At 42.8% G+C, this 16500-nt stretch carries 11 protein-coding genes; 7 read left to right on the forward strand and 4 right to left on the reverse strand.

All coding sequences use genetic code 11. The features are described from left to right. The first annotated feature begins 106 nt into the window (after positions 1-106). Positions 107-541 (forward strand): hypothetical protein, encoded by a 435-nt coding sequence (locus FO442_RS11880; RefSeq protein WP_144333412.1) that lies wholly within the window; start codon positions 107-109, stop codon positions 539-541. After that, positions 528-3647, forward strand: coding sequence for a PKD domain-containing protein (locus FO442_RS11885; protein ID WP_144333413.1), 3120 nt, complete (start codon positions 528-530; stop codon positions 3645-3647). Before FO442_RS11880 ends, FO442_RS11885 begins: the two co-directional genes overlap by 14 nt. A 54-nt stretch (positions 3648-3701) precedes the next feature. On the opposite strand, the gene FO442_RS11890 is transcribed toward FO442_RS11885, so the two are convergent. After that, positions 3702-5411, reverse strand: coding sequence for a M61 family metallopeptidase (locus tag FO442_RS11890; RefSeq protein WP_144333414.1), 1710 nt, complete (start codon positions 5409-5411; stop codon positions 3702-3704). A gap of 177 nt (positions 5412-5588) precedes the next feature. Between FO442_RS11890 and lpdA the strand changes: the two genes are divergently transcribed. From lpdA to FO442_RS11915, 5 genes are all read left to right on the forward strand, one after another. Beyond that, complete coding sequence (gene lpdA / locus FO442_RS11895; RefSeq protein WP_144333415.1) at positions 5589-6980, forward strand: dihydrolipoyl dehydrogenase; 1392 nt, start codon at positions 5589-5591, stop codon at positions 6978-6980. Positions 6981-7305: 325 nt separating this feature from the next. Further along, the gene (locus FO442_RS11900) at positions 7306-8943 is read left to right on the forward strand and encodes a DUF1800 domain-containing protein (RefSeq protein ID WP_144333416.1); all 1638 of its coding nucleotides are present in this window, start codon (positions 7306-7308) and stop codon (positions 8941-8943) included. 12 nt (positions 8944-8955) lie between these two features. Further along, positions 8956-10602 (forward strand): DUF1501 domain-containing protein, encoded by a 1647-nt coding sequence (locus tag FO442_RS11905; RefSeq protein WP_144333417.1) that lies wholly within the window; start codon positions 8956-8958, stop codon positions 10600-10602. Continuing rightward, the gene (locus FO442_RS11910; RefSeq protein WP_144333418.1) at positions 10602-11468 is read left to right on the forward strand and encodes a porin family protein; all 867 of its coding nucleotides are present in this window, start codon (positions 10602-10604) and stop codon (positions 11466-11468) included. The genes FO442_RS11905 and FO442_RS11910 overlap by 1 nt, the downstream gene beginning before the upstream one ends. 10 nt (positions 11469-11478) lie before the next feature. Further along, on the forward strand, positions 11479-12657 hold the full coding sequence (locus FO442_RS11915) for a hypothetical protein (protein ID WP_144333419.1): 1179 nt from the start codon (positions 11479-11481) through the stop codon (positions 12655-12657). 42 nt (positions 12658-12699) lie between these two features. Here FO442_RS11915 and FO442_RS11920 read toward each other — a convergent pair whose 3' ends face one another. The 3 genes from FO442_RS11920 to FO442_RS11930 are packed head-to-tail and all read right to left on the reverse strand — an operon-like array spanning position 12700 to position 16491. After that, positions 12700-13617: a bifunctional metallophosphatase/5'-nucleotidase gene (locus FO442_RS11920; protein ID WP_144333420.1), complete on the reverse strand. Its 918-nt coding sequence runs from the start codon at positions 13615-13617 to the stop codon at positions 12700-12702. Position 13618: 1 nt separating this feature from the next. Further along, on the reverse strand, positions 13619-14326 hold the full coding sequence (locus tag FO442_RS11925) for a 5'-nucleotidase C-terminal domain-containing protein (RefSeq protein ID WP_144333421.1): 708 nt from the start codon (positions 14324-14326) through the stop codon (positions 13619-13621). 2 nt (positions 14327-14328) lie between these two features. Next, entirely contained in the window at positions 14329-16491 is a 2163-nt protein-coding gene (locus FO442_RS11930) for an endonuclease (RefSeq protein ID WP_186280086.1), read from the reverse strand. Positions 16492-16500 lie beyond the last annotated feature (9 nt).

The raw sequence follows: 16500 nt of genomic DNA on the forward strand, positions 1-16500 counted from the left end.
ATTTTTAAAAAGCGTGTTATCAATAACACGCTTTTTTTAATTAACATTCCAGGCAACCACAAATCAATTGTTTCGTTTTATCTTCGAACCAGAAACTAATTTTATAATGTACTACTACTGCAAAACAAAGCTAATCTGCTATGTTGTAACTGCTTCAGCTGTCGTTTTTTCAACTATAGCTTTCGGTCAGACATCATCTAACGTCGATTCCTTATATGCGGTTCGTTCTCAATTGATCTCGAACAAACAATCTACTTCTGAAGTGGACATGCTTCTGCATCAATCGGGAAACAACCCAACATGCATTATTCAGCAACTGGATAATTACACTTTCACGTTCTTATCTTATCGCCCGTTGGGAGATGCACAAAGAGAAGAAAAGGTAAACCTTCGTTTAAGGGCTCATTATACCTATCTGAACGTAATCGATTTCAGTGATGATTTTACATCTGTTCGCATCAACTGCAACGTACAGCTCACACCTGCAATAATCAATGAGTTAGTTTCACATTTTGGATACAACGGTTATGAAATACATTAAATCACTTTTTGTTGCTCTCCTACTCTCTTTTTCCTTTTCTTTTATTCTCCCGATAACTATCGGAAACCAATCGGCAAGTGCCCAGTGTAATACAAACACGTCGATTTGTACGCCCGGAACAGCCGGTCCGTTTACGTTTGTGACTCCCGGACCTTATGTCAGTTCTTGTCTTGATTTCTTTGGACCTAATATGGGATACATCATTCTGCATATTACCACCTCCGGACCATTGAATATGCTGATTAACGGAAATGCAAGTACCGGTTTTCTCGATGTTGCAGTATTCAATATTCCCAATGGCCAGGCTCCTTGTACAGCTATTCAGAACCTGAGCAACGAAATCGGGTGTAATTACGCCAGTGCCGCAAGCGGTTGTAACCAATTCGGAAACTCTTTTCCCTGTTCTTCTTCTGTACCGGCGCCATATGTAACCGCAGGACAGGAAATCATGATCGTGGTTGAAAACTGGAGCGGATCTTCGAGTAGTTTTACCATGCAACTTGGTGCAGGAGGAGCTCAAACCGGATCTCCAAACCCGGCAATTACTCCAGCAGGCCCATTTTGCATCTCCTCAGGATCAACTCAATTGATTGCTGCTGATATGGGAGGAACCTGGTCAGGACCAGGGGTTTCCTCATCGGGAATGTTCAATCCTGCAACGGCTGGACTTGGAACTCACACGATCAATTATTCGGTAGGTGTTGCTCCTTGTAATGCCACTTCATCCACAACAATTACTGTGAATAGTGCCACGGTTACTCCTCCGGCAGCTCAAACAATCTGTTCGGGCGGCAGCGCAACATTGACTGCCAGTGGAGCAGGCACATATACCTGGTCACCATCCACAGGATTATCCGCCACAACGGGCGCCACAGTTACCGCAAGCCCTGCCAGCACCACGACTTATACGGTCACCGGAAATACAGCCGGTTGTACAAGCAGCGGGACTGTGACTGTGACTGTTGCTCCCCTCACGATTGGTGTTTCGCCCAACGCGAGCATTTGTTCGGGAGCTTCCACGACTTTAACGGCAACCGGAGCAACTAATTATACCTGGTCACCGGCAACAGGACTGTCTTCCACAACAGGAGCCTCCGTAACAGCAAATCCAACGACAACCACAACTTATACCGTTACCGGGACAACAGGATCCTGTTCTGCTACCGCCAACGTTACCGTTACTGTGACTCCGTTGAACCTGACCGTTTCTCCCAATACAAGTATCTGTAGCGGAGCTTCTGCAACTTTAACCGCAAGTGGCGCTACTTCTTATTCCTGGTCACCATCAACTGGTTTATCAGCTTCTACCGGAGCAAGCGTCACTGCAAGTCCGACAACTACTACAACGTATACCGTGACGGGAACAACCGGATCGTGTTCCGCTACCGGAACAGTAACCGTAACAGTGACTCCCCTGGGGCTTACCGTTTCTCCTAACACGAGTATTTGTAATGGTGGATCAACCACATTAACAGCAGGCGGTGCAACCAATTATTCCTGGTCGCCATCAACGGGCTTGTCTTCTACTACCGGAGCTTCCGTTACGGCAAATCCTTCTACGACTACAACGTATACTGTTTCAGGAACCAGTGGAAGCTGTACATCGTCTTTACCTGTAACTGTTACCGTTACACCTGTAGTTGTTAGCGTTTCTCCAAACACCAGTATTTGCAGCGGAACGTCAACAACAATAAATGCATCCGGAGCTGCTAATTACAGCTGGAGCCCTTCAACAGGATTGTCCTCCGCAACCGGAGCAACTGTGACGGCAAATCCTACGGTCACTACAACCTATACTGTCACAGGAAGTACCGGGACCTGTGCGAATACAGCTACAATGACGGTAACAGTCAATCCTGTTCCAACTGTCAATGCAACGAATAACGGACCTTTGTGTGAAGGAAGCACCCTGCAACTCCAAGCGACAAGTTTGCCGGGAGCAAGTTACAGCTGGTCCGGACCAAACGGATTCTCTGCCAATACGCAAAATGCTTCTACTCCTGCTACGCTCAATGCAGCAGGAACTTATACCGTTAATACCTCATTAAACGGCTGTACTTCTTCTGCCACTACGAATGTCGTTGTTAATTCCGGGCAAATACCGGTCATCGCTGCTGCGGGTCCTTTTTGTGAAACTGCTCCGAATTCCATTCTTTCAGCCAGCATAGCCGGCGGAACCTGGTCAGGCAACGGGATTATTAATGCCACTACCGGTGAATTTTCACCTTTACAAGCAGGTGCGGGTGTTCATTCCATTAGTTATTCTGTTACAGGAGGCTGTGCAATACCAGGAACTGCAACTATTACCGTAAATCCAATACCGGTTGTACAAATTTCCTCTCCGAATACATCGGGCTGTGTACCGTTTACTGCTTCACTGGTCGATGCAAGTTCCCCGGTTTCAGGTTCCATTACCTGGGATTTTGGTGATGGAACAGCAAATTCCAATCAGCTGAACAATGTTAATCATACATTCAACAGTGCCGGTTGTTATGATGTGACTGTCACTTCTACCAGTGCAGTGGGATGTTCAACAACAACAACTTTCCCAAGTTTCATTTGCGCATTACCCAATGCAATAGCCGAATTTTCGGTAAACGACCCGATCCATGGATTAATGAATCCCGAATTCCATACTTTCAACACCTCTGCAAATGCCTCTATTTATTCATGGGATTTTGGTGATGGAGATGTCAGCAATGCCTTTAACCCGAGTCATATATATTCGGAAAATGCAGGAAATTACGTGATTACCCTGATCGCAAATAATGCCGGAAATTGTCCGGATACTGCTCAGGTAACAGTAACTATCCAGGAAGAATTGGTTTACTATGTCCCGAATACATTTACACCGGATGGCGATGAATTCAACAATGTATTTTCTCCGGTATTCACTTCCGGTTTTGATCCTTACAACTATACGTTAACGATCTATAACCGCTGGGGGGAAACCTTATTTGAGTCAAACGACACGAAATTTGGCTGGGACGGAACATACAATGGAGAACTTTGTAAATCGGGAATCTATACCTGGACCATTCGTTTTAAATCCTCTCAATCAGATAAGAAAATTACAAAAACCGGACACGTTCAATTATTAAAATAATCAATCACACAGATTATTTGCAATCAATAGGCAGGCGGTTAACTGCCTGCCTATTTATTTTGACCAATATTCAAATGCTTTTTTCTGAGCTGAATTTGGATTCTCTATTGGTTTTACTCCGTATTCCAGGTAGAAGCTTCTTTGAACTTCCGGTAAAGGTAATTCCAGTATTTTGCCCTGACGGATAACAGTCAGACGTTTATTTTGGTCATCCAGGTAAGTCAGCCATTGATCGATGTCACCATTGAGTTTAAATTCATTGATTCCAATGATCTCATCTTGAAGCATCAAACCGGCCAGGTCGGCAGGAGACCCCGGATAAATTGCCGCAACCTGGAAATGTGCTCCCAACTGCACTGCTTTAAACCCAATTCTTCCTGCAGAATATTTCTGGTTCGGTCTGTGGGTTAATTCCAATCCGATTGATTCCAACGCTTCCGTTAAAATCGCTTCAAAGGGTCTTGTCCCATAGAAGTAATCATGGATCAATTCTTCTGTTCCTGCTCCCGCCAATTCTTTCAATAAGTCCAGGTAATCCGTTTCACTTACCCCTTTTCCATTCAAGGCAAAGTTGAAATACAGGCGTTTCATCAATTCATCCAACCCATGTTTATTTGACGAATGCTCACGGATTTTCACATCACAAACGAATGCCAGCAAACAACCTTCCGTATAGATGGAAACTTTACGACCCGGCGCACCCGGTATGTATCCATCCAACCAGGTATCATAAGAGGATTCGGCAACGGAATAATGGAAGCGTCCGAAATTATCAAAGTGCTTTTGCAATTGACCGGTAAACTCATGTAAGTATTGTTTCAGATCGAACACACCTGATTTGTATAACATCAAATCCCCCATATACGTTGTGACGCCTTCACACAAGTAGCCCAATTTGGACAAGTTTTCGGACTGATAATCGTATGGAAACATTTCGATCGGGCGAATGGCCTTCACATTCCACGTATGATACAATTCATGGGAAGAAACCCCCAATAATTCCGTATAAAGTGCTCCGAAAATATCATAGGTAGGGCCAAGAGCAATCACCGTCGATTTCTGATGCTCCACCCCATGGTATGCTTTATAAGGCAGAATGTGGAACAAAAAGTGGTAATGTGGAACCGGGAATTCCATGAATTTCTCGATCTGTTTATCGGTAAAGGCTTTGAAATCATTGATCAAACGGACCCAGTCCACTGTACAGTCACCCTGGAACCACAAATGGAAGATCGTTCCATGCGATTCGTATTGATTGTACTGTAAAGTCGCAGAACAAATGAACGGAGAATCTGCCAGCTCATCAAAATTGGCAGCTTTCAGTACATTTCCTTCTCTTTCCATCGAACCGGCGATGTTCCAATCCGAAGGAATATCCAGGACAACTTCACATGGCTCATCTTTCTTTCCTTCCTGGTAAATGAAGCAATTCACCGGGTTGGAATACAGCATTTCCTTACTCAGGTAAGTTGACCCGGCATTTAATTCGGATGCGTAATAGCTGTATTCTACGCGAATAGTTGTAGGTTCCTTCACCTGGATTTCCCAGGATGAAAGGTCCACTTTCCGGAAATCAACCGCTTTCCCTTCCTGGTTAAACACTTTAAATCCGCGGACATTTTTTGCAAAATTACCCAGTTCGTATCTTCCCGGTCTCCATTTCGGTAAATGAATAATGGCGTTCGGGCTTACATTTTCAAAAATCACTTTGAATTGGATGTATTGCTGATTTGCCTGTTCGATCGCTAGATGATACTGAGCCATTTTGTCAATTTTTGCTCAAAATTAGAAATTCCCGAAGGAATAAACGCTTTTTTTGAAATATCCGTTTCCTCCCATGATGGATGGAGATGTGAGAAATTCTCAATTCGAAGACATATTCGTTCACAATTCCTGAGAATTGATTAATTTCGTGCCATTACCATTTTATTGATAAAAGAAATGAATTACGATATCATAGTTATTGGGAGTGGTCCCGGCGGATATGTTACCGCTATTCGCGCATCACAATTGGGTTTGAAAACTGCAGTTGTAGAGCGTGATACATTGGGTGGAATCTGTTTAAACTGGGGATGTATTCCAACAAAAGCATTATTGAAAAGTGCCAACGTGTTTGAATACATTCAACATGCATCTGATTACGGGATTACCGTAAAGGATTCAAAAGCAGATTTCGGAGGAATGGTCGAGCGTTCCAGAGGCGTTGCCAACGGAATGAGCCAGGGAATTCAGTTCCTGATGAAAAAAAACAAGATTGATGTGATTAAAGGAACCGGTGTTTTAAAGGCTGGGAAAAAAGTTGCTGTAACCGGTGAAGATGGTAAAGTGACTGAGTATTCCGCTGATAAAGGAATCATCATAGCAACCGGAGCACGTTCCCGTCAGTTGCCGAACTTGCCACAAGACGGATCTAAAATCATCGGTTATCGTGAAGCAATGAGCATGAAGGCACAACCTAAAAAAATGGTTGTGGTAGGTTCAGGTGCAATCGGTGTGGAATTTGCTTATTTCTACAATGCAATCGGAACGGAAGTAACGATTGTAGAATACTTACCGAACGTAGTTCCTATCGAAGACGAAGAAGTATCCAAGCAATTGGAGAAATCCTTCAAAAAAGCGGGAATCAATATCATGACAAATGCATCTGTTGAAGCAGTTGACACTTCCGGAAAGGGATGTGTTGTGACTGTGAAAACAGCTAAAGGAGAAGAAAAGATCGAATGCGATGTGGTTCTGTCAGCTGTCGGAATCCAGGCAAATATTGAAAATATCGGGCTGGAAGAATTGGGAATCGTTGTTGACAAAGGAAGAATCCTTGTAAATGATTTCTACCAAACAAATATCCCGGGTTACTTTGCAATCGGAGATGTAATTCCTACTGCTGCATTGGCTCACGTAGCTTCTGCCGAAGGAATTATCTGCGTTGAAAAAATCGCTGGTCACCACCCGGAACCATTGGATTACGGAAATATCCCGGGATGTACCTATTGTTCTCCGGAAGTAGCATCTGTCGGGATAACAGAAAAAGCAGCGAAGGAAGCAGGAATGGAGATCAAAGTGGGCAAATTCCCGTTCTCCGCATCCGGTAAAGCATCTGCTGCAGGAGCAAAAGACGGATTTGTGAAGCTGATCTTCGACGCGAAATACGGTGAATTATTAGGAGCTCACATGATCGGTGCGAACGTTACAGAAATGATCGCTGAAATTGTTGCTATCCGCAAATTGGAAGTAACGGGAGAAGAATTGATCAAAACAGTTCACCCGCATCCAACCATGTCTGAAGCAGTGATGGAAGCTGCGGCAGCGGCATACGGAGAAGTAATCCATTTGTAATAGAAAATAATAATTATTGATAAAACAAGGGGCGGAAAATTTTCCGCCCCTTGTTTATTTAAAAAAAAATCGTCAACTAGCGAATTCGTTCAGAAAGCTTCTTTTCCCCGATCATAAAATAACTAAGCAGAACAGAACTAATTCCTTGGTGGTAAAATTTTACCTGACCTATCAATTTTTATTGAAATTGTAAAACAAAAATTCTAACTTGGGTTCTCTAAACTCCGACAGAACTGATTCTCTTCTTCTCTCCTAATTAAAATCTAACTGGGTTTTATGACTTAGTCATTTTTGATTTTATAAAAAACGAACACAACTGGTACTTATGGCTTCACTCAATCCGATCACAGGGGCTTTAGGCACTCAAAAGGCTGCACATTTGCTGCGCCGTGCCACTTTAGGTCCAAGGCTGCAGGATATTTCCAATTTTGCTGGAATGACAGCTCAGGCAGCCTTTACTGCTCTTACACAAACCCAGGCTATTCCGGCACTTCCGATTGATCCGGCAAGCGGCACCGATTGGGTCTATCCCAATACCGTAAATCCCAACAGCACGAATTTATCCGATTATACCCGCAGCTGGTGGATGGAAAACATGCGTTCTTCCGGGCCGAATCTCACCGAACGGATGATCTGGTTTTACCACACGCATTTTCCAATGATCATGAGCCGGATCGAAAACAATGCGCAATTTGCGATTGATTACCTGCGTTTGCTGCGTTATTATGCTTTGGGGAATTACAAAGACCTTACAAAAGCACTGGTCATCGACAATGCCATGCTGCTGCACCTGGATGGGAATCTCAACATCAAAGGGGTTCCACAGGAAAATTTTGCGCGCGAATTCCTGGAGTTATACACCGTTGGGAAAGGTGAAGAAATCAGCCTGGGAAATTACACCAATTTCACCGAACAGGACGTTCAGGCCTTGACAAAAGCATTGACTGGCTGGGGCATCGATCCGACTTTTCAAACCATTGATCCCGTAACCAGCATTCCTACCGGAAAAGTGAAAGGCTCTGCAACCACTTCTTCCCAACATGATGTAACTGCAAAACAATTCTCAAGTGCTTTCAGCAATACCTTGATTCAAACCGGAAGCGTTACCGGAACAAATGCAGCTGTTGCAGCTGTTTATACCGAGTTGGATGATGTCTTAAACATGGTTTTTGCTTCTCCGCACACTGCCAAACACATTTGCAGAAGAATTTACCGGGAATTTGTTTACTACGATATAACTGCGGAAGTGGAGTCGGACATCATCGAACCATTGGCAGCAGCCCTGGTCAGCAACAATTACAACATTACTTCTGTATTAGGGATACTTCTTCAAAGTGAGCATTTTTATGACCTTGACACTCCTATTACAGAAGACAACAATATCGGTGCGATCATTAAATCCCCGATGGATTTGGTCATTGGCACCATGCGCTTGTTCAATTTAACGGTTCCGGATAAAACAACACAGTTACCGGCTCATTATGAAATGTACAGTCAACTGATCGGTCAGCTCGATCTCCAGGGACTTCAATTCTTTGAGCCCTATGATGTTGCGGGATACGAACCCTATTACCAATTCCCGGATTACCATCGCTACTGGATTTCATCCAATTACCTGGCGAACCGGTATAAATTTTCGGAATTGCTGATTACCGGTTTCACCGGAATGAGCGGGAACTTATTGAAACTGGATGTCGTAGAATTTGTAGAGACCAATTGCTCAAATCCGGGAGATGCGACGATTTTGGTCCAGGAATTAGTGGATTGGCTTTTCCCGATTACATTGGATGCCACCCGTTTCAATTATTTCCGCGACGATGTATTGCTTGATCAGCTGCCGGCATCCAACTGGACAACCGAATGGAACAATTACGTGAATACGAGCAGCGATGTAAACGTGCGTTTGCAATTAGAGTCGCTGATCACGGCCATGATGCAAACACCCGAATACCAATTATTTTAAAAACTACGCCCTATGGACAGAAGAGACTTTGTACGCATTTCATCTTTGCTGGGAACAGGAATGCTCTTAAAATTTAATGGTATTGCTTTAAGCACGGTTCAACCCGACGGACTTTTGGAATCCATGGCCAAATCCAGTCTGAATGATAAAATACTGGTATTGATCCAATTGCATGGAGGAAATGACGGATTGAATATGGTGATTCCGATCAACCAATACGGAAATTACTATAACCTGCGACCGAATATTGCCATTCCTCAAAGCGGGAACCGGCATTACATCACATTAGACCCGAGCTTACCTGCCAACAAACAGGTCGGACTGCACCCGGACATGGTCGGTTCGAAAGCCATGTATGACAACGGACATATGGCAATCATTCAAAACGTTTCCTATGAAAACATGAACGGTTCTCATTTCCGTAGCCGGGATGTTTGGTATATGGGTGGAAATTACGACGACTACTTCAATTCCGGTTGGATGGGACGCTATTTTGAGCATTATTATCCGGATTACCCGACCGGTTATCCGAATGCCACCGTTCCTGATCCTTTGGCACTCGAAATGGGGACAGGAGTTTCCCTTGCATTCCATAGAGAACAGGGAATTCCGGCTGGACTTTCCATTCAGAACCCGGACGCATTTTATAATCTGATAAACAGTGTCGGTGCAGAAGAACCTACCAATTTTCCTCCTACACACGCGGGTGATGAAATCGAATACATCATGCAAATTGAACGACAGTCCAATAATTATGCTGAGCGTTTGAGAGACGTATATGATGCCGGAACAAATTCAGGAACGGTTTATCCTGATTTGTACCCGTATATTGCTCCAAGTGGTTCTCTAAACAATCCTTTGGCTCCACAGTTGAAAATTATTTCCCGATTGATCAGCGGAGGGATCGGAACAAAAATCTTCCTGTGTCGGATCGGCGGATTCGATACACATGCCAACCAGGTAATCAATAACAATACCACCATGGGTTCGCATGCTGCATTGATGTACCACATTTCATCAGCCGTAAAAGCCTTTTATGACGACCTGACAAACTTAGGATTGGCTGACCGTGTATTAACCATGACCTTTTCTGAGTTCGGTCGTCGCGTGGCATCGAATGCAAGTTATGGAACGGACCACGGAAATGCAGCCCCGATGTTGGTTTACGGAACCTGTTTGAATCCTGGAGTTTATGGAGACAACCCTGATTTGCAAAACCTGCAAAACGGAAATATTCCCTTACAGCACGATTACAGGCAAGTTTTCACTTCGGTGGTAAAAGACTGGTTTGGCGCACCTGATGCAGCAATCGAACATGTGAAGTTTGAGAATTTCGTCGCCAACCGGGTAGATTATGTAGCGTGCAAGGAATTGAGTGTCACCGAACTGTTCAAAGAAAATTTGTGGCTCAAATGTTATCCGAATCCAACGAATTCAGGTATCAGTATCTCGTATATACTGAAAAAAGAAACCAAGGTTCACATTGAAGTCAAAGATATTTCCGGGCGGACAATCGGGAATATTCCCGATGCACCAACTGTTCCCGGAGAACATGTACTGGAGTTTAATTTATCCCGCTATGCCGACGGAACCTATTTTGTCACTTTAATTGCCAACGACAGCGTGGTTCTCACTGAAAAAGTAATCCTTTCCAAATAATGATGTTAAACAGAATTTTATTGCTATTGGCGGTTCTTCTGATAAGTTTCAGCGGAACGACCCAAACAAAATACACTGTGCACCGAAAAGGCCGGATCTATCTCGGAATTTCAGGCGGAATGAACTTCAGTGCAGCACATGTTGTTAAAGATTATAATCTACTGATGATTACCCCCCAATCATCGGCAAGTAATACTGATTCGGAAAAAGATTACCAGCCTTTATTTAAAAACAAAGGTTCTCAATTCGGTTTGTATTTTTCCTATTCCTTTAAAAAGAATCTTGCAATCGTGTTTCAACCGGCATATCAAACATGCGGTTTTGATTACCGCACTGCTTATTCCTGGTCAGATACGATGAACGGTTCCGATTTCAGAATGGAAATGATGCATCAGCAAAAGTTGTCCGGGGTGAATCTTCCTTTACTGGTGCGCTGGGATTTTACAAGTTCCCAATTCTCTCCGTATGTCCAGGCCGGAATTTTTGCCAATTTCAGACACCAAGCGAAAAAAACAATCTTTTATGATTATACCATTGATGAAGAAGTGGACAAAAAAACAGCAGATAAAACGGGTGAAGCAGATCTTACCGAGCACATAAACAAAGCAAACTTCGGACTCTCTGCCGGTGTAGGATTTACCTATTTTGCCAATTATTTTGCAATTAGCCTGGAAAGTAATTTCCGGTACGGATTTCGTTCCATTGTCAATGATCAAAATCGCTATGCGGATTATACCGGTTTCAGTGTGCAATACCTGGATGTTATGGACCAGTTAAAGCTGATGAACCTCGACATTCAACTAACAGTCATGTTCCCGATAGACAACTCCATTTCGTTAGGAATTCTTAGAAAAAGCAGACATTAATCCATTCAGTATGAAATTAGTTATTTATTCATTGATCTTCCTGGGACTGGGAATGAGTTTTTCAGGCTGCAAAAAAGCAAAAGAAGAAGAAATCCCTTTCATCAAAATTTACGATGACCAGGACGGGAACAAACATTTTCATCCTTTAAGTATAAGCCCATCTGCAAGCAACGATGGTTATATTGTGATGAGCGCTTATGACAGCTGGAGGATCCATTTGATGAAAGTCGATAATACCGGGGAATTTGTATGGAATTACGAACTTCCGGCAAACTATGTCAATGCTGTACCCAACCTGATTACAAGTAACGGCGAAAACTATTTGGTGTGCATGGATGCCGTAGGTTTGTTTACTTATGTCCTGAAAATTGACGAAAACAATCACTCCACAACGGAAGTTGCCACATTTACAGATGTCCTCTACCCGACTTACGTTTACAATTCCGGACAATACATCTACCTCCAGAATTATAACAGGTTAAGCATGCAAACCGGACTTCATAAGTTAACCGCAGATTTAAGCACTATTACTCAATCTGCGGACCTGGATATTTTCACGGATGTGGAGGACCGGATCGTAGAACACATTACTTTCAGCGGAAAACGCATGCCTTTCTTTGTCAGTTCAACACCGGAACAAAATTACATTGTCATGAACGGTTTTTACAATTACAGTTTTTCACTGGTCTTCCTGGATCAGAATCTCAACTTTGCAGGAGTATATAATGGTGCCGGATTTAACGGGGGATTGGCAGCAATTTCCCCATCGGGAGGTAACCAGTTTTCACTGGCGCGTTTTTCATACGACAACCTGTATTACAACGCGCAAGCAAGCCTTACCCCAACAACTGTTGACATTACCGAATCCATTTCGGCACAGGGCCAATCCGAATTGGATGCTCAAAAACCGGTGTTAATCAAGGATATTTCTATCAATAGTGTAGCATACAAAGCCTTTTTGTCCTCTACAAGAAGTAATCAGCTCCTATTGAGTATTTATGACAAATCCAGCGGAACATTGGCAGGGAAAAAGTATTTGGGAAAAAACATTCCGATTACAGCTTGTGATTTTCTGCAAACGGAAAACGGAGAATTGAATATCCTTGTTCAGGCTAAAATTATGGGGAGCTTTGATCGCATTGCAATCATGAAGTTGTCCAAAGAACAGATGGAGGCTATTCCGAAATAATACAAAACATAAGGGCGGAAAATTTTCCGCCCTTATGTTTGTTTATGCTATATAATCATCCAAAAGGCGATTGGTCGAAGCAATGGTGAATTTTCCTGAATCCATGCAACGTTCAATATCAATCCGTCCCAGTTTCAAACCTCCGTATCCAACCTGGTTCACAAAAACGGATTTTCCTTCCTTATTTTTAAATTCTTGCAAGTCTTCCAAAAAAGTATGGGTATGTCCCCCAATGATGACGTCAATTCCTGCGGTTGATGCAGCCAATACTTTATCTGAGACCTGATCGGTGTTATACTCATAACCTAAATGGGACAGACAAATAACCACATCACATCCTTCTTTACGCAAGGTATCTGCCTGTTTTTGAGCTGCCGAAACAGGATCCAGGTAGGTTAATCCTTTCCAGTTTTCTACAGGAACCAAGCCCTGCAGATTCACGCCCAATCCAAAAATACCGATCTTTAATCCGGCTTTTTTAATAATCGTGTACGGTTTTACCACTTCGGAAAGTGGTGTTGAAGCCAATTCGTAATTTGCATTTACGACTTGGAACGAGGCATGAGACAATGCACTTTTGTAAGCCTCCATTCCAATATCAAAGTCGTGGTTCCCAAGAGTTACGATATCGTACTTCATAGCAGCCATGGTCTTCATTTCCAGTACTCCTTTAAACTTATTAAAATAAGGTGTTCCCTGGAAAATATCTCCAGCGTCGAGCAACAAAACATGTTCTTCCTGGTCACGAATGGATTGGATCAGGCTGGCTCTTCGGGAAACACCTCCCATATTGGGAAATTTGGGATGATTTACCGGAAACGGGTCAATATTGGAATGCGTATCGTTGGTATGCAGAATTACTAATTTGTTTTGCTTTTGTTTTGCGCTCATTAGTGAGGGCGCAACCATAGCAGCTCCTGCAGCTACGCCTGTTTGCTGTAAAAATAATCGTCGTTCCATCTTACCAATTTATTCTTTCTTCGGGATAAAATGCAATTTTTTTCTCTTTTTTAACAGCTTCAATGATGAAGTCCCTAAAGAGCACATTGGTATCCAATCGCTGCAAAGGATTGTTAAAGAAGAACATATTGTCTCCTCCGTTCGCAAGAAAATCAGAGGTAACCACCCAGAAATAATTTTTTTCTTTCGCCAGGCTATCCGGAAAAACCAATTTTCCCTTTTCCAGCTTGAATCCACCGATCGGTTCACCTCCCTTTTCTTTCAGATAAGCCTCCATTTCGGGAATTTTATCCAGGGATAATTTGAGAAAGACCATGCGATTATCAAAAGGCATAACCTTGTAAATATCACCTACTGTAATAGCTCCTTTGGGCAAATCAGCTCTCAAACCTCCGATATTGATAAAAGCTACCACCGGCTCATTTTTAAAGAATGAGCTGTCTTTTGCTTTTTTGATCAATGCATCGCATAACCAAAAACCCAGCGTAGAATTAGGTCTTCCGACAACCAGATCCGTGGTAGCCTCACCTATTACCAAACCAAATTCCCGCATCATTTCTCTCCGATATGGTGCTATCAATGAATCCATTTCAACGGAAGAACCGGCCGTATTATCTATGATTTGCTTCGATCCTTTGATCTGCAAATGATAAGAGCAGGCTGTAAGACCTGCTCCTATTAGAAAAAAAAGAAAAACTAGTTTCTTCATTGTTAATTCTTAACGATCGTTTTTTGAGTTGTACCGTATGGTGTTCTTACTTTCACAAGATACGAACCAGTTTTCAAATCCTGAATATTTAACTCGATTAAAACCTGGTTGATTGCATCAGCTGATTTTACCACTTTACCATCCATGGAGATGATTTCATAGCCTGTAATTGTTGTTGCATCAACGTTCATGTATAAGGTGTTTGTCGAAGGATTAGGATACAAAACAAACCCGTTCAGTAACGCTTCTTCTACGTCAGCAGTACATCCTAAGGATTCATAGCTCACGTTTGTAAAGTTTACAAAACATGCAAAGTTCGGATTATCCACGAATGGATTACGGTTTTGTTGTAATGAATCGATGTAATCGTTTCTTGAAATTTCCCATGAATCCGGTAAATCCTGAAGGTTCCATTGTTTCAGAATTGCCTGATCCTGTCCGTAAGGAATTGATCCGCTGATCGGATTAGGGAATCCCCAGTTGTTTCCTGAAACAGTTGTGTAACAAATTGCTTCGTACATCATTGCACGTGCAGCATCTCCTTTGTGCTCGTCTCTTGGTTCGAAAACCTTGTGACCGTTTGCGTCAAATCCGAATTTACATCCCAGATAAGTAGTTGTCGGAGTCACAACTTTCCCTAACGGGTAGTTACTTCTCAAAGCATTTGCATCATTTTGATTTGTAGGGAATAAATGGTGGTAGTCGTTGTACTCAGGAAGAGCGCTTGCATCATATGTAGGCATCCAGCTATGGCAGTATGTATGCTCACGGCTTGTTCCTGTTGCAGTAAAGTCAAACGGTTCCGTGTAGATAATATTCTCACCACTGTAAACACATGTAACTACACGACGGTTCAAAGTGGTATCTCTTGACGCAAATTTAGCAACCATCAATGGTCCGTAATTGCTATAGAACTGCATGTTATGCGGGTTTGTCAGGTTATGAAGATCCGTAACAAATGTAGGGCTGCTTGTGGAGATACTTGAATAATAACCTGCCGGCATCATGGAACCGGAAGAAGTTACGTTTCCTGTCAATGGAGCAGTTGTATTGTAATTTCTGTATGTTCCAGGTCCGTTGTAAGAATAAACTGCAAAGTAGTATCCTGTACTTGCTACGATGTTATTTGGTGTAAAAGAAGTTGCTGTTCCTGAGTAAACAACTTGTCCATCTCCTACGATGTCACCACGCTGGTAAACTGTTCCGTCTACAGGAACTCCGGTAATTGCAGATCCTTTTTTACGCAAAACAACGTATCCTTCTGCTGTTGCCGGTGTAAATCCTGCAGTCAATCTATATGATTTTACATTGGAGAAAACCAGGTTTGTCGGTTGACTTGCAGGTTCTGTTGCCAGGTTCCCACCGATACCATATAAATTGATGACGTAAGCAGCTTCGTCAGCATCATCATTGTTGATTGTCAAAACAGCATTTCGGTTACCTGCAACGGATGGAGTAAAGTTCACTGTCAAAGACTGGTTTGCCGTCGCAGCAACTGTCGAAGGGAAAGATGCAACTGAAAAATCAGCAGCGTCCGCTCCGGAAATCACCGCGCTTGAAATATTCAATGTGTTTGTTGTTCCTAAATTTTCAACGGTAAAGACGATCGGAGTCATTGTTGAAACCGGCGAATTTACCAATTGCGTACCACCTGATACGATCGTAGTACTTCCGTATTTCACATTAATTTCTTGAGCGGGTGTTGCTGCACCTACAGCAATACCTACATCATCCAAACCGATATTTCCACTTACTTTATTCGTGTAAATAAAACGGATAAAACGTGTCAGTGAATTCGGATTGTCCGTATACATCTGGTATACACCTGCAGGAGGTGTTGTGTGTGTATGCAACGCAGTATAAGTAGTACCATCTGCAGATTCTTCCACAGTGAATGTTCCACCGCTGAAAGAGTTTCCTGCCAGGTAATAAGTTAATGCACCCGGAGCACTTGCAAAATTGATAATCAGGTAATCACCGGTTCCGTCAAATTTCATTGCCGGAGGAGTATTTCCAGAAGCTGTATAAAATGCAGTTCCCGACTCTGTCCAACCTGTTGGTAGTGTTGTCGTTGTAAAACTCCATGAAGTAGGCAACACTGCTTGTGCCAAAGATACGCTATAAGCAAAAGCTGATAACAGTACCAAAAAGATAGACTTTCTCATTGTTCTCAT

The organism is Fluviicola chungangensis (genome assembly GCF_007558725.1).
In the GTDB taxonomy this organism is placed as follows: Bacteria; Bacteroidota; Bacteroidia; order Flavobacteriales_D; family Crocinitomicaceae; genus Fluviicola; species Fluviicola chungangensis.